The 19,980-nt window shown below is 65.0% G+C and carries 23 protein-coding genes; 15 read left to right on the plus strand and 8 right to left on the minus strand.

All coding sequences use genetic code 11. The annotated features are described in order from the left end of the window. Positions 1–7: 7 nt before the first annotated feature. Entirely contained in the window at positions 8–526 is a 519-nt protein-coding gene (locus VGU00_RS11370; protein ID WP_327468548.1) for a GNAT family N-acetyltransferase, read from the plus strand. 276 nt (positions 527–802) lie between these two features. Here VGU00_RS11370 and VGU00_RS11375 read toward each other — a convergent pair whose 3' ends face one another. The 5 genes from VGU00_RS11375 to VGU00_RS11395 all read right to left on the minus strand — a co-directional run bounded on the left by VGU00_RS11375 (position 803) and on the right by VGU00_RS11395 (position 4,049). Further along, on the minus strand, positions 803–1,087 hold the full coding sequence (locus VGU00_RS11375) for a hypothetical protein (RefSeq protein ID WP_327468550.1): 285 nt from the start codon (positions 1,085–1,087) through the stop codon (positions 803–805). Positions 1,088–1,165: 78 nt separating this feature from the next. Beyond that, positions 1,166–1,906 (minus strand): esterase/lipase family protein, encoded by a 741-nt coding sequence (locus VGU00_RS11380; protein WP_327468551.1) that lies wholly within the window; start codon positions 1,904–1,906, stop codon positions 1,166–1,168. A 10-nt stretch (positions 1,907–1,916) separates the two neighbouring features. Continuing rightward, complete coding sequence (locus tag VGU00_RS11385; protein ID WP_327468553.1) at positions 1,917–3,095, minus strand: PQQ-dependent sugar dehydrogenase; 1,179 nt, start codon at positions 3,093–3,095, stop codon at positions 1,917–1,919. Between the two features lie 67 nt (positions 3,096–3,162). Next, entirely contained in the window at positions 3,163–3,795 is a 633-nt protein-coding gene (locus VGU00_RS11390) for a sigma-70 family RNA polymerase sigma factor (RefSeq protein WP_327468555.1), read from the minus strand. Continuing rightward, positions 3,795–4,049 (minus strand): NepR family anti-sigma factor, encoded by a 255-nt coding sequence (locus VGU00_RS11395; protein WP_327468557.1) that lies wholly within the window; start codon positions 4,047–4,049, stop codon positions 3,795–3,797. The genes VGU00_RS11390 and VGU00_RS11395 overlap by 1 nt, the downstream gene beginning before the upstream one ends. A 149-nt stretch (positions 4,050–4,198) precedes the next feature. Between VGU00_RS11395 and VGU00_RS11400 the strand changes: the two genes are divergently transcribed. Next, complete coding sequence (locus VGU00_RS11400; protein ID WP_327468558.1) at positions 4,199–4,603, plus strand: BLUF domain-containing protein; 405 nt, start codon at positions 4,199–4,201, stop codon at positions 4,601–4,603. Positions 4,604–4,744: 141 nt separating this feature from the next. Further along, positions 4,745–5,299 carry a sigma-70 family RNA polymerase sigma factor gene (locus tag VGU00_RS11405; protein ID WP_414713526.1) on the plus strand — a complete coding sequence of 185 codons (555 nt, stop codon included), beginning with the start codon at positions 4,745–4,747 and terminating at the stop codon, positions 5,297–5,299. A 5-nt stretch (positions 5,300–5,304) separates the two neighbouring features. Here the strand turns inward: VGU00_RS11405 and VGU00_RS11410 are convergent, their stop codons facing one another. Next, positions 5,305–6,099, minus strand: coding sequence for a response regulator (locus tag VGU00_RS11410; RefSeq protein WP_327468560.1), 795 nt, complete (start codon positions 6,097–6,099; stop codon positions 5,305–5,307). A gap of 209 nt (positions 6,100–6,308) precedes the next feature. On the opposite strand from VGU00_RS11410, the gene VGU00_RS11415 reads away from it, so the two are divergent. The 9 genes from VGU00_RS11415 (at position 6,309) to VGU00_RS11455 (ending at position 16,296) form a co-directional block, all read left to right on the plus strand. After that, positions 6,309–7,853, plus strand: coding sequence for a sensor histidine kinase (locus VGU00_RS11415; RefSeq protein WP_327468562.1), 1,545 nt, complete (start codon positions 6,309–6,311; stop codon positions 7,851–7,853). Between the two features lie 326 nt (positions 7,854–8,179). Then, positions 8,180–9,430, plus strand: a complete 1,251-nt coding sequence (locus VGU00_RS11420; RefSeq protein WP_327468564.1) for a putative DNA modification/repair radical SAM protein — start codon at positions 8,180–8,182, stop codon at positions 9,428–9,430. Next, positions 9,427–10,854 (plus strand): UdgX family uracil-DNA binding protein, encoded by a 1,428-nt coding sequence (locus VGU00_RS11425; protein ID WP_414713527.1) that lies wholly within the window; start codon positions 9,427–9,429, stop codon positions 10,852–10,854. Before VGU00_RS11420 ends, VGU00_RS11425 begins: the two co-directional genes overlap by 4 nt. Continuing rightward, positions 10,854–11,867 carry a ligase-associated DNA damage response exonuclease gene (locus VGU00_RS11430; protein WP_327468568.1) on the plus strand — a complete coding sequence of 338 codons (1,014 nt, stop codon included), beginning with the start codon at positions 10,854–10,856 and terminating at the stop codon, positions 11,865–11,867. Before VGU00_RS11425 ends, VGU00_RS11430 begins: the two co-directional genes overlap by 1 nt. Next, positions 11,864–13,432: a cisplatin damage response ATP-dependent DNA ligase gene (locus VGU00_RS11435; RefSeq protein ID WP_327468570.1), complete on the plus strand. Its 1,569-nt coding sequence runs from the start codon at positions 11,864–11,866 to the stop codon at positions 13,430–13,432. The genes VGU00_RS11430 and VGU00_RS11435 overlap by 4 nt, the downstream gene beginning before the upstream one ends. 89 nt (positions 13,433–13,521) lie before the next feature. Then, positions 13,522–14,136 carry a superoxide dismutase gene (locus VGU00_RS11440; protein WP_327468572.1) on the plus strand — a complete coding sequence of 205 codons (615 nt, stop codon included), beginning with the start codon at positions 13,522–13,524 and terminating at the stop codon, positions 14,134–14,136. 108 nt (positions 14,137–14,244) lie between these two features. Further along, positions 14,245–15,624 (plus strand): L-serine ammonia-lyase, encoded by a 1,380-nt coding sequence (locus VGU00_RS11445; protein ID WP_327468574.1) that lies wholly within the window; start codon positions 14,245–14,247, stop codon positions 15,622–15,624. A gap of 147 nt (positions 15,625–15,771) precedes the next feature. After that, positions 15,772–16,017 carry a hypothetical protein gene (locus VGU00_RS11450; protein ID WP_327468576.1) on the plus strand — a complete coding sequence of 82 codons (246 nt, stop codon included), beginning with the start codon at positions 15,772–15,774 and terminating at the stop codon, positions 16,015–16,017. Positions 16,018–16,044: 27 nt separating this feature from the next. Then, the gene (locus tag VGU00_RS11455; RefSeq protein WP_327468578.1) at positions 16,045–16,296 is read left to right on the plus strand and encodes a hypothetical protein; all 252 of its coding nucleotides are present in this window, start codon (positions 16,045–16,047) and stop codon (positions 16,294–16,296) included. A 1-nt stretch (position 16,297) separates the two neighbouring features. Here VGU00_RS11455 and VGU00_RS11460 read toward each other — a convergent pair whose 3' ends face one another. After that, on the minus strand, positions 16,298–16,519 hold the full coding sequence (locus VGU00_RS11460; RefSeq protein WP_327468580.1) for a hypothetical protein: 222 nt from the start codon (positions 16,517–16,519) through the stop codon (positions 16,298–16,300). Beyond that, positions 16,494–17,378: an alpha/beta hydrolase gene (locus VGU00_RS11465; protein ID WP_327468582.1), complete on the minus strand. Its 885-nt coding sequence runs from the start codon at positions 17,376–17,378 to the stop codon at positions 16,494–16,496. Before VGU00_RS11465 ends, VGU00_RS11460 begins: the two co-directional genes overlap by 26 nt. Before the next feature lie 202 nt (positions 17,379–17,580). Between VGU00_RS11465 and VGU00_RS11470 the strand changes: the two genes are divergently transcribed. From VGU00_RS11470 to purU, 3 genes are read left to right on the plus strand one after another with little or no spacing between them, the layout of a single operon-like run. After that, positions 17,581–18,693 (plus strand): S-(hydroxymethyl)glutathione dehydrogenase/class III alcohol dehydrogenase, encoded by a 1,113-nt coding sequence (locus VGU00_RS11470; protein ID WP_327468584.1) that lies wholly within the window; start codon positions 17,581–17,583, stop codon positions 18,691–18,693. Between the two features lie 13 nt (positions 18,694–18,706). Further along, entirely contained in the window at positions 18,707–19,093 is a 387-nt protein-coding gene (locus tag VGU00_RS11475) for a VOC family protein (protein WP_327468586.1), read from the plus strand. Between the two features lies 1 nt (position 19,094). Then, the gene (gene purU / locus VGU00_RS11480; RefSeq protein WP_327468588.1) at positions 19,095–19,967 is read left to right on the plus strand and encodes a formyltetrahydrofolate deformylase; all 873 of its coding nucleotides are present in this window, start codon (positions 19,095–19,097) and stop codon (positions 19,965–19,967) included. The last annotated feature ends 13 nt before the right edge of the window (positions 19,968–19,980 follow it).

A 19,980-nucleotide genomic window follows, 5' to 3' on the forward strand; every position in this document is an offset into this window, starting at 1 on the left:
ACGCGACATGACCGATACCTTGCTTGCCCTGTCGACCGACCATTGCCGCATCACGCCGCTGTTCGCCGACGATGCGCGCGCGCTCGCCGCGATCACCGACGAGACGGTGACCTCGCGCGTGCATTTCCTGCCCGCCCCTTTCACCGAAGCCGACGCGCGCGCGCTGATCGCCAAATCGGGCGGCGGCGACGTGTTTCATGCGGTGCGCGACGAACATGGCCTCGACCTCAACGGCGTGATCGGGGTCCACCGCCGCATGGGGCAGGAATATGAGATCGGTTACTGGTTCGCGGCGCGCGTGCGCGGCAAGGGGATCGCGACCGAAGCGGTGCGTGCGGTTGTCGAGGCGCTGGCTTCGTCGCGGCCGGGCTGTTCGATCGTCGCCGAATGTCATCCCGATAATGAGCGATCGCGCGCGCTGCTGCGCCGCGTCGGTTTCGTATCGACCGGGCGCGCGGGGAAGCGGCCGGGGCGGATGCTGATGGAATGGCGCGCGGCGCCGGCTTATCGCATCGATGTGTGCTAGGAGCGGGAGCCTAGGGTCAGGACCCATTAATTCCACGTTCGAGGCGTCGAAATGACGAAGATATCGGGCTTGGGCGGATGCAGCGGGTAGCATCGCTACCCGCAAGGCCGCACAGGCCTGAGATCGAAGTCATTTCGGCGTCCCTGCGGGATTTGACCGATTTTGCCCATAGCTTCGTCGAAAAGGTTTGAAATATATTCATATTCCTTCACCTTTCCTCCTCGCCCTGAGCAAAATCGCTTCAAACCTCGATCGCGGAATTAATGGGTCCTGACCCTAGCGGCGGATCAGCGCGACGTGATGGCGCGGCAGCCATCCGTTGGCGCAGGTCGAGGTGTAGCGCAGATCGAGGCCGTTCGCGGTGCCGGGGCACGAATGGCGCCGGTCGCGGTAGAGGACATAGACCCAGCCGGCATTGGCGTTGCAGACGAACAGCGGCGACCCCGGCCGCAGTTTCGCGGTTTTGCGCGCGCCGACGCTGGGTGCGCTGTAAACCCAAAGGCGCGCACTGCCTGCGGCGAGCCCCGCCGGGCAGGTCGGCGGTACGGAGGCGGTTTGCATCGCAAGGGCGAGGGCGGTCGTTATCGAGAGCATTCGGCAGGCATCCTCAGGCGCGTCGGAATATCGCCTTATGCCCGATTAACCTATGTCTTCGGTTAACGCCTTGACGATCGCGGCCACCGAGGTGGGCGCATAGGCAAAGCCCATATGGCCGCAATCGACCTCGACCTGCCGGTCGCTTTCGTGCGGCTGGCCGCGTGCGCTGTTGATCGCGACGACGCCGTCATGTTTCGACCAGAGCGCGAAGGTCGCCATTTCGGGGCGCGGCGCCGGATGGAAGTCGATCGGCGGATTGTCGACCGGATGGCGCGCGATCAGGTGATAGAGGCGCCAGGCGCGATTGGCGCGGCGGCTGCCCGAAAAGGGCGAGCCCAGGGTGACGACACGCGCGACCTTGCCGGGGTGATGCTTGGCATATTCGCGCGCATAGATGCCGCCGAGGCTCCACCCGACGAGCGCGGGGGCGTAGCCGGTGCGGTCGATGATCCATTGCACGCGCGTGTCGATGCGGTCGATGATGTCGGCGGTCGCGCCGCGGTTGAAACCGAGGCCCCAGGCATAGCAGCGAAATCCCGCGCGGCGCAGGTCGGCGCGCAGCGCCTTGGTCGCCCAGTCGCCCGACAGGAAGCCGGGCAGTACCATCACCGGCGGATGGGCGCTGTCGGGGTTGGGTTCGGGCGGCAAAGGACGGACGCGGCCCCACAGCGCGCGCGCGAGCCCCGTCGCCTCGCGCCACAGGAGCCCGAGCGGCGGCGGCGCGTCGGGATCGGGAATGCGCGCCGGCCATTCGGCGCGCCGGGTGAGGAAGCCGCGGAACATGCCGCCGCCCTTACTTCTTCGGGACGAGTTTCACCAGCTTGCCGTCCTCGCCGTCGGTGAGCAGCCAGACCGAACCGTCGCCCGCCACCTCGACCTCGCGGATGCGCTGGCCGAAATCCCAGCGGTCGGATTTGTGCAGCCGGTCGCCGTCGATGGCCATGCGAACCAGTCCTTCGCCCGAGAGCGCGCCCATCAGCAGGCTGTTCTTCCAGCCCGGATGGAGATCGCCGCCATAGAAGGCGAGGCCGGCGGGCGACACGGCCGGATTCCACCAGAGCTTCGGCGCGGCAAATTCGGGGCGCGTCACATGGTCGGGAATATCCTTGCCGTCATAATGGTCGCCGTTCGAGACGATCGGATAGCCATAGTTCGCCTTGGCCTCGACGAGATTGACCTCGTCGCCGCCCTTCGGACCCATTTCCTGATTCCAGAGCTTGCCCGTGCCGTCGAAGGTCAGGCCGAGGATGTTGCGATGGCCGAGCGACCAGATCTGCGCGGTGACGCCGCCTTCGGATGCGAAGGGGTTGTCGGCGGGGATGCTGCCGTCGGGGTTGAGGCGCAGTATCTTGCCCAGATTGGCCTTCATGTCCTGCGCGGGGTCGAATTTCTGGCGTTCGCCCGACCCGATGAACAGATATTTGCCGTCGGGCGAGAAGGCGAGGCGGTGCGAATAATGGCCGCGGCCGGTGACCTTCGGATCCTGTTTCCAGATGATCTGGAGCCCTTCGATCCGCGGCGCGGCGCCCTGAACCAGCTTCGCCTTGCCGACGACGGCGCCGGCGGTGCCGCCGCTGCCTGCCTCGACCCAGCTCAGGTAAATGGTGCCGGTCGTCGTGAAATCGGGGGCGCCGATCACGTCGCCGAAGCCGCCCTGACCGCCATAGGCGACGGCGGGCACGCCGGCGACATCCTGCGTCGGCCCATTTTCCTGCCACAGTTTCAGCTTGCCCGATTTTTCGGTGATCAGCGCGGCGCGCGTGCCGGGGACGAAGGTCATCGCCCAAGGCTCGTTGAAACTTGCGATCTCCTGCACGGTGAAGGGCGCATCGGCGAGCGGGGTTGCCGGCTGCGCGCCCGACGCGTCGAGCTTCGCGGTGTCGGCGGGCGCGGCCTGCGTCGAGGTCGGCGCGCCCGAACAGGCGGCGACGGCGAGGGCGCCGATCAGGGCAAGGTGCGGCAGTTTTTTCATCGAAAGGCTCGCTTTGCTGGGGAAGGACGCGCCGTTCTGACGCGCCGCCGCGCCAAAGTCGAGAGCCTTAGCGGTTCGCCGCCTCGCGCCGCGCGGTGATCGTCTCGACGCTGTCCATGATCGCATCGACCGCTTCGCTCGACGGCGGGGCGTCGGCGCGTTTTTGCGAGAACTGGCCGCTGTTCATGATTTCCTCGAGCGCGGCGCGCGCGCGCGACACGCGGCTTTTCATCGTGCCGAGCGCGCAGTCGCAGATGCTCGCCGCCTCTTCGTAGGAGAGGCCGCCGGCGCCGACGAGGATCAGCGCCTCGCGCTGGTCCTGCGGCAATTCCATGAGGCCGCGCTGGAGATCGGCCATCTCGCCGCTGTCTTCCTGACTCGGCGGGGTCGACATGGTGCGCTCGACCGCGGTCTCGTCATACTCGCCGACGAACTTGTTGCGGCGCATCTGCGACAGGAAGGTGTTGCGCAGGATGACGAAGGTCCACGCCTTGATCGAGGTGCCGCGTTCGAACCGTTCGCGCGACGCCCATGCCTTGACCATCGTGTCCTGCGTCAGGTCGTCGGCGAGGTCGGGGTTGCCCGAAAGGCTGCGGCCATAGGCGCGCAGATGCGGAATAACGCCCGCCAGCAACGTCTTGAATTCGCTGTCCGACAGGGCGTCGGCCTGCGGCTGCGACGCGGCAGTGGCGTGGGTCATTATTGCTTCGGGCTTTTCTGATCGAGCTGCGACAGGAGATCGAGCATATTGTCGGGCAATTGTTCGGAAACGATATTGCCGTAGATCATACGCAGTTTCGCACTCACCGGCTCGGGCGCCTGGCGACCGGTCAGGGTGCGATGCCACTGATCGCTGCCGGTGCCGGGAAAGCTGCCCTGCCCCCGATGCGACGCACCGGTCGCAGGGTGGCCGCTGCCCTTGCCGTTCATCCTGTTGTTGCCTTGCGTAGCCATGACGGAGCAACGACGAACATCGTCGCTGGTTCCACGGATTTTCTTTTTTGCGACGAACGCGTTGCCAATAAAGCACAGTCGCCCTAAGCGATGATGTGTGAGGGGTCACGTTCTGCCCGGAGTATTGCCGGGATCGGGGAGGTGGCCGGTTGCTGTCCGTTACCTATGTAAGCGTTGCCGATCCGTTGATCGGTGCCGACGATATCGAGGCGATCCTTGCGTCGGCGCGCCGCAACAATGAACGCGACAAGCTGACCGGCGCGCTCGCCTATAATGGATATAATTTCCTGCAACTGCTCGAAGGGCCCGACGAAAAGGTCGAAGCGTGCCTCGCGATCATCCGGGCCGATCCGCGGCACAGCGGGATGGTCGAGGTGCGCCGCCGCACGGTCGAGACGCGCGACTTCGGCGACTGGGCGATGCTGTACGATGCGCGCTTCGAATGGCAGCGCGACAGCATCGTGCGGCTGGGCGCTAACGGCCGGATCGACGCCGAAGACGAAAAGATGTTCGCCAATTTCATCGCGCTGGGGCGCGGGCAGGGTGCCGGATGACCGGCGGCGCGCTTGCAATGCAGGGTCGAAGCGCTAAGCCGGACAGGACATGATCGAACACCGCCAGACGAAGGCCTTTTTATCAGCGACGTAACGCCTCAACCGCTCGACGATGCCAGCTTCAAGCGCGAACTCGCGGCGATGTTGCCGCACCTGCGTGCGTTCGGACGCAGCCTGACCGGTAATGCCGACATGGCGGACGACCTGGTGCAGGAAACGATGCTGAAGGCGTGGAAGGCGCGGACGCAATATGTACCGGGCCCGGCCAGCATGAAAAGCTGGGCCTTCGTCATCCTGCGCAACTGTTTCCTGTCGCAGATGCGGCGCAAGAAATTCACCGCCGAATATGACGAGATGGCGGCCGAGCGGCTGCTCGTCGCACCCGACGACCAGGATGACAGCCTGCATCTCGCCGACGTCCAGCGCGCGCTTCTGTTGTTGCCGGTCGACCAGCGCGAGGCGCTCGTGCTGATCGGCGCAGGGCAATTATCCTATGAGGAGGGCGCGGCGATCTGCGGCTGCGCGGTCGGCACGATGAAAAGCCGCGTGTCGCGCGGCCGCGCCGCCCTGCAGGCGATACTCGACAGCGGCGAAATGCCGCGGCGCAGCACCGACGAGATGCCGTCGAGCGAGGCGTTCCGCACGATCATGGACAATGTCGACCAGCTGACCGCCAACGGGCCTGCGGGCGATTAGCGCGATCAGGCCGCGAGTTGCGGCGTGAAGAGCAGGCTCTGGCTGATCGCCGCGCGCACGGTATTTTCGCGAAACGGCTTCGAAATCAGGAAGGTCGGCTCGACCCGCCCGCCGGTGAGCAGCCGTTCGGGAAAGGCGGTGATGAAGATCGCGGGTACCGGCGCGATCGCCAATATATCCTGCACCGCATCGATCCCCGACGATCCGTCGGCGAGCTGGATATCGGCGAGGACAAGGCCGGCGTCGGTGTCTTCGAATGCGGCGACCGCATCTTCGTGCGTCGTCGCTATTCCGGCAACGCGGTGGCCGAGGTCGCGGACGATCTGTTCGAGTTCCATCGCGATCAGGGGTTCGTCCTCGATGATGAGGACCGACGTGCGCGTTTCGCGGTCGAGTTCGCCAACGGCGTCGGCGAGCAAGGTTTCGACCGTCGCATTGTCGGTGCCGGTGATCAGCCCGGCTTCTTCGACCGAAAAGCCCTCGAGCGCGGTGAGCAAGAGGATCTGCCGGCCGAGCGGGGTGATCTGGACGAGGCGCCGGTGCGCCGCGCGGACGAGCGGATGCTCGCCTTCGTCGGCGTCTTCGCCCTCGTCGATATAGGCGCTTTCCCAGATGCGATGGAAATTGCGGTAGAGGTCGATGCGGGTGCCGTCGCCGCTGTGGAATTCTTGCGGAGCGGCAACGATGACTTCGAGCGTCGTATGCACGAAATTGTCGCCATGCTGCTGGCTTCCCGTCAGTGCGCGCGCATAGCGGCGCAGATAGGGAAGATGGCCGCGAAGTTCCTCACCCAATGTCATCAAAAAACCTCCCTCTTGAGTGCGATCATACGCGCCTGCCCGTGCGTCGGTTCCCGCGGATCGCATCGAAATGCACCCCGGATAGCTGCAACTTGTGGTGGCGCAATGCGTAGAGTCAGCCGGGACGCTCGAAGGCTTTGCCGTAAGCTGGTGTAATCGCACCAATTTCCTTATGGTCCGGCCAGCATGCTTTTTTGAGGACCATATTCATGGCAGAGCAGCGCCCCGGGGAAATGAACGATGCGGCCTATGCCACATCGAACAATAGCGAAGGACGGGGTTTGACCGACGGGGGAGACGAAGCGGCACGGGCGGAAAGGCTTCGCCTCGATACGCTTCGCGAATATCGCATCATGGATACGCCGCCCGAACAGGCGTTCGACCGGGTGACCAAGATGGTTGCCGAACTTTACGGCGTGCCCATCACCCTCGTTTCATTGGTCGACGACTGCCGCCAGTGGTTCAAGTCCGCATACGGCCTCGATACCCCGGAAACGCCGCGCGAGATGAGCTTTTGCCAATATGTCATTGCCGAAGACCGGCCGGTGATGGTCACCGACGTCCTTGGCGATCCGCGTTTTCACGACAATCCGCTGGTGACGGGCGACCTGCATATCCGTTTCTATGCCGGCGTGCCGCTGCGCGCCTATAATGGTGCGATCCTTGGCAGCCTTTGCGTCATCGACCGGGAACAACGGGATGCCTTGACCAGCGTCGAGCTTGAACGGCTCGAGGATTTCGCCGGTATTATCATGGCCGAGGCGGACCTGCGCCGAATCGGCGCCGAACGCGACGAGGCGCGCCGCACGCTCGAACGCGCGCTCGATTATTCGGGAATCGCGACGTGGCGCTACGACGCGCGCACGCAGGCAGTCTCCTGGCGCGGCGCGGTCGCCGAATTATGGGGTTCGGACTACCGGACCGCGCTGGCGACGCGTGACGACACCATCGGCCGTATCCACCCGGAGGACCGTGATGCGGTTCTGTTTGCGCTGCGCGAATCGGTGTCGGATGGCTCGCCGTATAAGGTCGAGCATCGGATCGTCCATCCGGAACGCGGCGTGCGCTGGCTCGGTATTCGCGGCGACTGGGACGTGCAGGCCGACGATGCCGTGCTCACCGGTGTCAGCATCGACATCACCGAGCAGAAAAGCCGGCAGGAGAATGCCAACCTGCTGATGCGCGAGCTCCACCACCGGATGCGCAACCTGTTCGCGACGGTCAGCGCGATCATCTCGCTCACCCGCCATGCGGCGAAAGATGTCGACGATTATGTCGAACGGATCAGCAGCCGGCTCGACGCGCTGAACCGCGCGCAAAATGTCCTGCTCGGGTCGAATTTCATGACCGGGTCGATGCACGCGCTGATGCGCGAGGTCGAGGCGGCGTTTCCGCGCATCCGCTGGTCGGGCCCCGACCTGCTGCTTCCCGAAAATGCGCTCGTTGCGATGGCTTTGCTGTTCAACGAGCTTGCGACCAATGCGGTCAAGCATGGCGCGCTGACCGGCGAAAACGGCCGCGTCGATGTCACCTGGACGCAGGAAGCCGAGGGAGCCGACGATCGCATGTTCCGCCTGACCTGGGCCGAAAGCGGGGGCGCGATCAGCGTGGTTCCGCCCGAACGGACGAGCTTCGGCACGCTGCTGATGGAACGCAGCGTGAAGAATAATCTCGGCGGGACGATCGAACGGCGCTGGGAATCGGGCGGGCTGATCGTCGATATCGCGCTCCCCGCGCGGTGGCGCGACGCCTAGGGTCAGGATCCATTAATTCCACGTTCGAGGTTTGAAGCGATTTTGCTCAGGGCTAGGAGGAAAGGCACGGGGATATGTCGATATCTCAAGGCTTTCCGACGAAGCCATGGGCAAAATCGGTCAAATCCCAAAGGGACGTCGAAATGGCTTCGATCTCAGGCACGCGCGGCCTTGCGGGTAGCGATGCTACCCGCTGCACCCGCCCGAACCCGATATCTTCGCCATTTCGACGCCTCGAGCGTGGAATTAATGGGTCCTGACCCTAACTGCGTTCGATGCCCTTTCGGGCATTTGTTCCGCTTATGTTCTCATGCTAGGCATGGGATATGTCCGCGAAACCGATTCTCGAAAAACTGGCGGTGCTCGCCGATGCGGCGAAATATGACGCGTCCTGCGCGTCGTCGGGGACGGTGAAGCGCGATTCGACCCTGAGCAAGGGGATCGGATCGACGGAGGGGATGGGCATCTGCCACAGCTATGCGCCCGACGGGCGCTGCATCTCGCTGCTCAAGATATTGCTGACCAACTTTTGCATCTATGACTGCCGCTTCTGTATCAATCGCGCGTCGAGCAATGTCGAGCGCGCGCGGTTCAGCCCGCAGGAAGTCGTCACGCTGACGCTCGATTTCTACAAGCGCAATTATATCGAGGGGCTGTTCCTGTCGTCGGGCATCATCCGCTCCGAAGATTACACGATGGAGCAACTCGTCGAGGTCGCGCGCATCTTGCGCGAGGAGCATCGCTTCCAGGGCTATATCCACCTCAAGACGATCGCGGGCGCCGATCCGGGGCTGGTCGCGCTCGCGGGACTTTATGCCGATCGCCTCTCGACCAATGTCGAACTGCCGACCGAGGCGGGATTGCAAAGTTTTGCGCCCGAGAAAAAGCCCGAGACGATCCGCAAGACGATGGCATCGGTGCGCGTCGGCGAGTCCGATGCGATCGAGGCGGCGAAGAGCCGGCTGATCGGCAAGGCGACGCCGCCGCGTTTCGCGCCCGCGGGGCAATCGACGCAGATGATCGTCGGGGCAGATGCGGCGCGCGACGACGATATTTTAAAGACCGCGACGAACCTTTATTCGGGATACCAGCTCCGCCGCGTCTATTATTCGGCGTACAGCCCGATCCCCGACGCGAGCAGCGACCTGCCGCCGGTACGCCCGCCGCTGATGCGCGAGCACCGGCTGTATCAGGCCGACTGGCTGCTGCGCTTCTATGGCTTCGAGCGCGCCGAGATCATGGAGGGCGCAAACGGGGGGATGCTTGACCTCGCGATCGATCCGAAACTGGCGTGGGCGTTGCGGCGACGCGAGGCGTTTCCGGTCGATATCAACCGCGCGCCGCGCGAGCTGCTGCTGCGCGTGCCGGGTCTGGGAACACGCGCGGTCGACCGAATCGTCGCGGCGCGGCGGCTGGGTAAGCTGCGGCTCGGCGACCTCGCAAAGCTGACGGCGTCGGTGAAGAAGGTCTTGCCGTTCATCGTCACCCCCGACTGGCGGCCGGGCAAGCTCACCGACAGCGCCGACCTGCGCGCACGCTTCGCGCCGCCCGCCGAGCAACTGGCGCTCGCGCTGTGAGGGAGGTCGTGCTCAAGACACCGGGCGATTTTGCCGAATGGCGCAGTGCTGCGCGCAGCCTGCTCGCAGGCGGTGTTGCGCCCGACGAGGTGAGCTGGCGCGGGAGCGAGGAGGGCGCGTCGCTGTTCGGCGATGCGGTTGCGGCGGCGCCCGCGGGACAGCTCAGCCTGCCGCGCGAGCTGGTCGAAATCGCCGAGCGGGTGATTTGCCACCGCGACGCCGAAGTGCCGGCGCGGCTCTACCGGATCATGTGGCGTGCGGCGCGCGACCGGGATTTGCTTGCGCGCACGACCGATGTCGAAGTCGACTGGCTACGCAGAGCCGACAAGGCGATCCGCCGCGACGTGCACAAGATGCACGCCTTCGTGCGCTTCCGGCGGCTGGGCGAAGCGGCAGGGCGCGAGAGCTTCGCGGCGTGGTTCGAACCGTCGCACCGTATCCTCAGGCTCACCGCGCCCTTTTTCCAGCGGCGCTTCTACGGCATGGACTGGGCGATCGTTACCCCCGACGCGCGCGCGATCTGGCAGGGCGAAATGCTCTGCTACGGTCCCGGCGGGACGAAGGACGAGGTGCCCGACAGCGATGTCGTCGAGGACCAGTGGCGCACCTATTATGGCGCGATCTTCAACCCCGCGCGGGTCAAGATCGATGCGATGCGCGCCGAGATGCCGAAGAAATATTGGAAGAATTTGCCCGAGGCGCAGGATATCGGGCCGCTGCTCGCGGGGGCCGAGGCGCGGGTGGAACGCATGCGCGAAACGGCCGTTTCCATGGCGAACCCTCTGACCGACAAATGGCGGACGCGCTTGCCCGACGAATTGCTCCTCGATGACGATGTGAAGACGCTCGGCGACTTCGCGCGCGCGATCGATCGCTGCACGCGCTGCCCGCTCTATTGCAACGCGACGCAGGGTGTCGCGGGTGAGGGACCGGAGGCGGCCCGGATCATGGTCGTGGGCGAACAGCCTGGCGATCAGGAGGATCTGCAGGGGCGGCCGTTCGTGGGGCCGGCGGGGCAGGTGCTGAACGCGGCGCTGGAGGAGGCGGAGCTCGACCGCACGCGATTGTTCCTGACCAACGCGGTCAAGCATTTCAAGTTCGAGCCGCGCGGCAAAAGGCGGCTGCACCAGAATCCGACGACGGGCGAAATCGACATGTGCCGCTGGTGGCTCGACAAGGAGCGCGCGTTTGTTCAGCCTGACCTGATCGTGACGCTGGGCGCGAGCGCGCTGCGCGGGGTGACGGGCAAGAGCGCGAGCATCAAGTCGATGCGCGGTGCGGTGCACGAACTGGAAGGAGGGAGCAAATTGATCGCGACGATCCACCCGTCCTTCCTGCTGCGGCTGCCCGACCGCGAGCGCGCCGCCGAGGAGCGCGCGATGTTCGTCGCCGACCTCGTCCGCGCACGGAAACTTGCCGCCTGATGGCGAAGGCAAAGACCTGGATCGAGCCGCATTCGAGCGGCATCTATGTGAAGCCCGCCGACCTGTGGATCGATCCCTCGCGCCCCGTCGAGCGCGCCGCGGTGACGCACGGCCACGCCGACCATGCGCGGAGCGGGCATGGATCGGTGTTCGCGACCCCGGAGACGCTGGCGATCATGGCGCTGCGCTATGGCGTCGATGCCGAGGCGAGCCATAATCAGGCCTTTGCCTATGGCGACGGGTTCGAGCGCGGCGGGGTGCGCTTCAGCTTCCATCCGGCGGGGCATGTGCTCGGCAGCGCGCAGATATTGATGGAATATGCGGGCGAGCGGATCGTCGTCACCGGCGATTACAAGCGGCGGCCCGATCCGACGTGCGCCCCGTTCGGGGTCGTGCCGTGCGACATTTTCGTCACCGAGGCGACCTTCGGCCTTCCGGTGTTCCGCCACCCGCCGACCGCCGACGAGATCGCCAAGCTGATCGGTGCGGTGCGCGCCGAGCCCGACCGCTCGGTGCTCGTCGGCGCCTATGCGCTCGGCAAGGCGCAGCGCGTGATTGCCGAACTGCGCGGGGCAGGATGGGACGCGCCCATCTATATCCATGGTGCGCTCGAGAAGATGTGCCAGCTTTATGCGGTGCATGGCGTCGAGCTTGGCGAACTGCGGCTCGTTTCGGAGACCGACAAGGCCGAGATGGCGGGACAGATCGTCCTCGCGCCGCCGTCGGCACTTAACGATCGCTGGTCGCGGCGGCTGCCCGATCCGGTGACCGCGATCGCGTCGGGCTGGATGCGCGTACGCCAGCGCGCGCGGCAGCGGATGGTCGAACTGCCGCTCGTCATCTCGGACCATGCCGACTGGGACGAGCTGACCGCGACGATCGAGGAGGTGAATCCGAAGGAAAGCTGGATCACCCATGGCAGCGAGGACGGGCTGCTGCGCTGGTGCGAACTCACTCAGCGCAAGGCGCGCGCGCTGCATCTGGTCGGGCGCGATCTGGAGGAGGAGGCGTGAAGCGTTTTGCGGCCCTGATCGACCGGCTGATCTACACGCGCTCGCGCAATTCGAAGCTGGCGCTGATCGTCGATTATCTGCGCCATACGCCCGACCCGGATCGAGGCTGGGCGATCGCGGCGCTGACCGAGAGCCTCGACTTTCCGGCGGTAAAGGCGGGGACCGTGCGCGCGCTGCTCGCGACGCGCGTCGACGAGGAATTGTTCCGCCTGTCGCGGCATTTTGTCGGCGACACGGCCGAGACGGCGGCGCTGCTCTGGCCCGATGCGCCGGGGAAGAAAGCCGACCTCAGCGTCTCCGAAGCCGTCGATGCGCTAGCCGCGACCAGCCGCAGCGATGCGCCCGCGGTCGTCGCGTCGCTGCTCGACCGGCTCGACGCCGACGGACGCTATGCACTGCTCAAGCTCGCGCTCGGCGGGATGCGCGTCGGGGTCTCGGCGCGGCTCGCGAAGCAGGCGTTTGCACAGGCGTTCGACGTGCCGGTCGACGATGTCGAGGAGCTGTGGCACGCGATCCCGCCGCCCTATGCGCCGCTCTTCGCGTGGGGCGAGGGGAGGGCGGAGCGCCCCGACCTCGCCGATGTCGCCTTCTTCCGTCCCTTCATGCTCGCGCATCCGCTGGAAGAGGAGAGCGTCGATCTCGCCGACTATGCCGCCGAGTGGAAATGGGACGGCATCCGCGTCCAGATCGTTCGCGGTGGTAGCGAGACGCGCATCTACAGCCGCGGCGGCGAGGAGATCAGCGGGGCTTTTCCCGAACTGGTCGCGGCGTTCGATCAGGATGCGGTGATCGACGGCGAACTGCTCGTGCGCGGCGAGGTGCAGGGCGGGGAAGCGGCGAGCTTCAACGCGCTGCAGCAAAGGCTCGGGCGCAAGACGGTGTCGAAGAAGATGCTCGCCGACTATCCCGCTTTCGTGCGCGTCTATGATTTGCTGGCGGTCGATGGCAACGACCTCCGCGCCCTGCCGTGGACCGAGCGGCGGCGGCAACTGGAGGCCTTCGTCCCGCGCCTTGCGACCAGCCATTTCGACCTGTCGCAGGTGATCGACGCGAGCGATTTCGACGACCTCGCCGAACGCCGCGCGGGCGCGCGCGATGCCGCGATCGAGGGGGTGATGCTCAAGCGCCGCGATGCGCCTTATGTGGCGGGGCGCCGGGCCGGCCTCTGGTATAAATGGAAGCGCGACCCGCTCACCGCCGACTGCGTGATGATGTATGCGCAGCGCGGCAACGGACGCCGCGCAAGCTTCTATTCGGACTACACCTTCGGCTGCTGGTCGGAGGGCGGCGAGCTGCTCCCGGTCGGCAAGGCCTATTCGGGCTTCACCGACGAGGAGTTGAAGTGGCTCGACAAGTTCGTGCGCGACAACACGCTCAATCGCTTCGGCCCGGTGCGCGAGGTCGAAAAGTCGCTCGTGCTCGAGGTCGCGTTCGATTCGATCCACGCGTCCAAGCGCCACAAGTCGGGTCTCGCGATGCGCTTTCCGCGTATATCGCGCATCCGCCGCGACAAGCCCGCCGAAGAGGCCGACCGGATCGCGGCGCTGCAAGCGATGGTGACCTGAAAAATAACCGGGAAATTTGCGGTCACAGGGTTGCAACTCATGGGCAAGATACCGAGTTAGGCCCCCGAACACCAAAAAAGGAGACTGCCATGACGATCGCCCATCCTCCCCTGCCTTACGCCCTGGACGCGCTCGAGCCGCATATCTCGGCCGACACGCTGGCGACGCACCATGGCAAGCATCACAAGGCCTATGTCGACAAGGTCAACGCCGCGATCGAAGGCACCGACCTTGCGTCGAAGCCGCTCGAGGAAATCGTTCACCACGCCGAAGGGTCGGGCAACAAGGGCCTGTTCAACAACGCCGCGCAGTCGTGGAACCATGCTTTCTATTGGGAAAGCCTGAGTCCCTCGAAGACCGCGCCCGCCGGCGACCTCGCCGCCGCGATCGACCGCGATTTCGGTTCGCTGGACGACCTCAAGAAGAAGCTCAAGGAAACCGCGGTCAACCATTTCGCGTCGGGCTGGGCGTGGCTCGTCTCGCGCGACGGCACGCTGTCGGTTACCGACACGCACGATGCAGGCACCGAGCTGACCGCGGGCATCAAGCCGCTGCTCGTCATCGACGTGTGGGAGCATGCCTATTATATCGACCGCAAGAATCTGCGCCCGGCCTATGTCGACGCGGTGGTCGACGAGCTGCTCAACTGGGATTTCGCGGCGGAGAATTTCGCGCGCGAGGCGACCTGGACCTATCCGGCGTAAGTATTGAATAGTCGTCATCCCGGCCTTCGCCGGGATGACGCTATGCCGTAACGAAAATTGGCCCGCGCGGGCCTATCGGGATCGTCCGCCTTCTCCTATAGGGCCGCCATGACGATCAGCCTGTTCGAACTTTTCAAAATCGGTGTCGGTCCCTCCAGCTCGCATACTGTGGGCCCGATGGTCGCCGCGCGGCGTTTCACCGTCTGGCTCGACGAGCAGGGCCTGCTCACCGGGACCGTGCATGTCGAGGCCGACCTTTATGGCTCGCTCGCGCTGACCGGGAAGGGCCACGCCGCCGATACCGCGGTCGTTGCGGGGCTCGCGGGCGAAATCCCCGCATCGACCAGCCTTGCCGCGATCAAGGCGCATTGGGATCGCGCCGAGAGCGAGGGCTTTATCTATTTGCTCGGGCGGCAGCGCGTGCGGTTCCTGCCGAAAAGCGACCTGCATTTCCAGATGCGCCAGCGCCAGCCGTTCCACAGCAACGCGCTGAGCTTCACCGCGCGCGACGGCGACGGCGAGATATTGGCAAAGCGCATGTATTTCTCGATCGGCGGCGGCTTCGTCGTCGACGAGGATGAGGCGGGGCGCAACAGCCGCGGCGCCGAGGATGAAGTCGAACTGCCCTATCCCTTCACCTCGGGCGCCGACTTGATCGCGATGGGCAAGGCGTCGGGCCTCAGCTTTGCCGAAATGATGTTCGCCAACGAAGTGCGTCACCGCCCGCCGAACGAGGTGACGGCGGGTATCGATGCGATCGCCGAAGCGATGGATGCCTCGATCGATGCGGGCTGTTCGAGCACGGGTATTCTGCCCGGGGGGCTCAAGGTCAAGCGCCGCGCGCCGCAGATCGCCGACGACATCCGGGGCCGCCACGAAACCAATCTGATCGACCCGCTCGCGATGATGGACTGGATCAACCTGTGGGCGATGGCGGTGAACGAGGAAAATGCCGCGGGCGGCAAGGTCGTCACTGCGCCGACCAACGGCGCGGCGGGGATCATCCCCGCGGTGATCCGCTTCTACCGCCGCGGCTATCGCGGCGATGCGGCGGGGGTGCGCACCTTCCTGCTCGCCGCGGGCGCGGTCGGCGCATTATATAAACGCAACGCCAGCATCTCGGGCGCCGAGGTCGGCTGCCAGGGTGAGGTCGGCGTCGCCTGCTCGATGGCGGCGGCGGGGCTGACCGCGGCGCTCGGCGGCACCAACGCGCAGGTCGAAAATGCCGCCGAGATCGGCATGGAACATAATCTCGGACTCACTTGCGATCCCATTGGAGGGCTCGTCCAGATCCCGTGCATCGAGCGCAACGCGATGGGCGCGATCAAGGCCATTGATGCTAGCCGCATCGCGATGATCGGCGACGGCACGCATGTCGTGAGCCTCGACACGGTGATCGCGACGATGCTGCAGACGGGCCGCGACATGCGCGATAAGTATAAGGAAACGTCGAAGGGCGGGCTCGCGGTTAGTGTGGTTGAGTGTTGAGCACTATGTTACCTTTGTCGTCACCCCGGACTTGATCCGGGGTCCATTCACGCCAGCGCCGGAACAATGCATCCCGTATCAAGTCTGGGATGACGAAGCTGAAGGGCGCAGATTGTGGGTGCCGAATTTTCAGCTACTAGTCGTCGCATGTGGTTCAAGAAAAAATCTCCCGCAGCTTCAATAAGTCAGCCGGAGCCCGGCGAGATCGAAGAAGCTGCTCGTCATCCCGGTGGCTGGGTATATCGCATCTCTGGCAATTACGGACCGGATGACGGCGTACCTCCCGAAGCGATTGTCGGAGCTTGGAAGGTCGACGAAGACGGTTTGATCGAAGGCGAGTTCAAGCCGAACCCCAACTATAATCCGTCAAGCGTTGCTGCGAACAAGCGCTGAAGCCCGATTGTCGAAAGATACAGGAAAATGAATCGTCGAAAGCCTAAGGTAACTGGCGAAGAAGCGAAATCCTTGGCGACGGCATATTTGGCCAAGCAGGATTTGTTAGGCTGGCGCTTCGACGTCGCTGAGGTCCATCGCGCAGGTGTCGATCCCGATAACTGGACCGTAGTTGTAGATCGGTTCTCGCCTGAAGGTGGTTTGGTCGATGGGCCGCAAATTCTAATCGTGAATGGTGCGACAGGCGAAGTTCGTACGTTCGAATCCTACTACGAATAGTTCAGCCTTCCCGCTGCAACGCCCCCGGCAGTTCCTCGCGCAATTTGTCGATCAGCAATCGCACCTTTGGCAGCAAATGGCGCCGCTGCGGATAGACCGCCCAGATCGGCTCCTCCTGCGGACGCAGCGGGTCGAGGAGCGAGACGAGCGCGCCTACGGCATCACATGGAAATCGGGAAATTGGCTGGCGCTGCGGCCTACGAAGGCTGGAGATGGTTTTCAAGAAAATCGCGCACCAGCGGCAGCGCCTCGCCAAAATGCGTTTCGAGCAGCCAGTGCCCCGCACCCTCGATCAGGTTCAGTTCGGCGTCGGGCAAATCGCGCAGCCAGGCGCGCGCCGCCTCGGCGGGCATATAGCCGTCCTCGGGGCCCCAGACGATCAGCGCCGGCGGCCGGTGCTCGCGCAAATAGGCCTGATAGCACGGGAACCAGTCGAGGTTCGCTTCGAGTTTTTCCATCAGCCCGACCGCCATCGCGCGGCGAACCGGCGTGTCCATCAGCGGCCAGTGGAGTTTCCACAGATCGGGCGGCACGCGCGCGGCGATGGCGTCCGCGACCTCGCCGACGAATTCGTCGCGAAAGCCCTCCTCGCTCACCGCTTCCTCCAGCGGCCTGTGCTTTTCGGGCGTCTTGTCGGCCCACCACGCCTTGATCGTCTCATATTTGGGGCCGAGCACATCTTCGTAGATGTCGCCGTTCTGGACGATCAGCGCCGCGATGCGCTCCGGAAAGGCGATCGCGTGGCGCAGCCCGATCTGCGAGCCATAATCGTGGAGCCAGAGCGCGTAGCGGTCGAGCCCTAGCGCGTCGGCGACATCGGCGAGTACCGCGGCATAGGCGTCGAAATCATAAGCGAAGGCCTGCGGGTCGGGGGTGTCGCTATAGCCGAAGCCCGGCCAGTCGAACGCGACGGTGCGCCAGCGGTCGGCGAGCGCGGGCATCAGGCGGCGATACTGGAAGGAGGAGCAGGGGTAGCCGTGCGGAAGCAACAGGACGGGGGCGTCTCCCGGCCCCGCCTCGCGTGCGAAGATGCGGTGACCGTTTATGTCGATCCAATGGTGGTGGATATCGGCATTGCTCATCTGCGTCTCCGCTCTCGCCCCGCCGCAGAAAGCAATGCCTGTCGGTCGCTGTCGTTCCAATGGGCAGAACGCTGGAAGGGCGGGCCGTGTCAAAGCCGGGTTGGCAGGGTCTGACAGCGATGCCATAGCTATGTTTGCGTTGCTTGCTCTTGCATTGCGGTGGCGTTTGATCGAAGGGAACGCGCGAGAAGGAGACAGCCCGATGAAGACCCGCGCCGCCGTTGCGTTCGAAGCGAAGAAGCCGCTCGAAATCGTCGAACTCGATTTGGAAGGCCCGAAGGCGGGCGAGGTGCTGGTCGAGATCATGGCGACGGGTATCTGCCACACCGACGCCTATACGCTCGACGGGTTCGACAGCGAGGGCATCTTCCCGAGCGTGCTGGGCCATGAGGGCGCGGGCGTGGTGCGCGAGGTCGGCGCGGGCGTCACCAGCGTGAAGCCCGGCGACCATGTCATCCCGCTCTACACCCCCGAATGCCGCCAGTGCAAAAGCTGCCTCAGCGGCAAGACCAACCTCTGCACCGCGATCCGTGCGACGCAGGGCAAGGGGCTGATGCCCGACGGCACGACGCGCTTCAGCTACAAGGGCCAGCCGATCTTCCACTATATGGGCTGTTCGACCTTCTCGAACTTCACTGTGCTGCCCGAGATCGCGGTCGCGAAGATCCGCGAGGACGCGCCGTTCCAGTCGAGCTGCTATATCGGTTGCGGCGTGACCACGGGCGTCGGTGCGGTGATCAACACCGCGAAGGTGCAGGTCGGCGACAATGTCGTGGTGTTCGGTTTGGGCGGCATCGGTTTGAACGTGATCCAGGGCGCGCGGCTTGCGGGCGCCGACAGGATCATCGGCGTCGACATCAACGCGACCCGCGAAGAATGGGGCCGCAAGTTCGGCATGACCGAATTCCTCAATTCGAAGGGTATGAGCCGCGAGGATGTCGTCGCGGCGATCGTCGCGATGACCGACGGCGGCGCCGATTACACCTTCGACGCGACGGGCAACACCGAGGTGATGCGGATCGCGCTCGAGGCCTGCCACCGCGGCTGGGGCACCTCGATCATCATCGGCGTGGCCGAGGCGGGCAAGGAAATCGCGACGCGTCCGTTCCAGCTCGTCACCGGCCGCAACTGGCGCGGTACGGCGTTCGGCGGCGCGAAGGGCCGCACCGACGTGCCGAAGATCGTCGACATGTATATGACCGGCAAGATCGAGATCGACCCGATGATCACCCATGTCATGGGGCTGGAAGAGATCAACAAGGGTTTCGACCTGATGCACGCGGGCGAGAGCATCCGCAGCGTGGTGGTTTTCTAAAAAGGGGGCATTCATGTTCAGCCATGTGGCGCTGGGGTCGAACGACATCGCGGCGAGCAAGCGGTTTTACGATGCGATCCTCGGCGTGTTCGGGGCGACCGAGGGTGTGATCGACGAGCGCGGGCGGCTGATCTACATGCACGCGGGCGGCCGCCTGATCGTCACGAACCCGGTCAACGGCGAGGTGGCGGCGTGCGGCAACGGGCATACGCTGGGCTTGCTCGCGCCCTCGACCGACGCGGTCGATGCCTGGCACGCGGCGGGGGTGGCGAACGGTGGCACGACGGCCGAAAATCCGCCGGGCATTCGTCATGCGACCGAGGGGCGCACCGTCTATCTCGCCTATCTGCGCGACCCGGCCGGCAACAAGCTGTGCGCCACGTACAAGATTTCGGGCTGAAATGACCGGGGGGAACGGGCGCGCCTATGTGCTGACGTTCAGCTGCGTCGATGCGGTGGGCATCGTCGCGGCGGTGACGGGGCTGCTTGCGGAGCGCGACGGCTTCATCCTCGACAGCCAGCAATATGCCGACCTCGATTCCGGGCGCTTCTTCATGCGCGTCGAGTTTCGCGGGGCGGGGGCGCGCTTTCCCGAGGGACTGGCCAGGGTGGAGGAGGCGTTCGCGCCGATCGTCGCGCGCTTTGCGATGGACGCACGGATCAGTGATCGCGCCGCCAAGCCGCGCTTCGTCATCGCGGTGTCGCAGGGCAGCCATTGCCTGAACGACCTGCTGCATCGCTGGTCGACGGGCAATCTCGCGATCGACATCGTCGGCGTGGTGTCGAACCATGAGGCGCAGCGGCGCCTCAGCGAATGGCATGGTGTGCCGTTCCACTACTTGCCCGTCAGCGACGCGAACCGCGCCGAACAGGAAGCGGCGATCCTCGACGTCATGGCGCGTGGCGGGGCCGAATATCTGGTCCTCGCGCGTTACATGCAGGTGCTGTCGCAGGATTTGTCGGTGCAGCTGTCGGGGCGCTGCATCAATATCCACCACAGCTTCCTGCCGGGCTTCAAGGGCGCGAAGCCCTATCACCGCGCGCAGGAGCGCGGGGTCAAGCTGATCGGTGCGACCGCGCATTTCGTGACGAGCGACCTCGACGAGGGGCCGATCATCGAACAGGCGGTCGAACGTGTCGATCATCGCGACAGCGTCGACGAACTCATCCGCATCGGGCGCGATACCGAGGCGCAAGTGCTGGCGCGCGCGGTGCGCTGGGTCGCCGAACAGCGGGTTTTGATCGACGGGCGCAAGACGGTGGTCTTCCGCTGACGCACGGTATAGG

Source organism: Sphingopyxis sp., assembly GCF_035944815.1.
Taxonomy (GTDB): domain Bacteria; phylum Pseudomonadota; class Alphaproteobacteria; order Sphingomonadales; family Sphingomonadaceae; genus Sphingopyxis.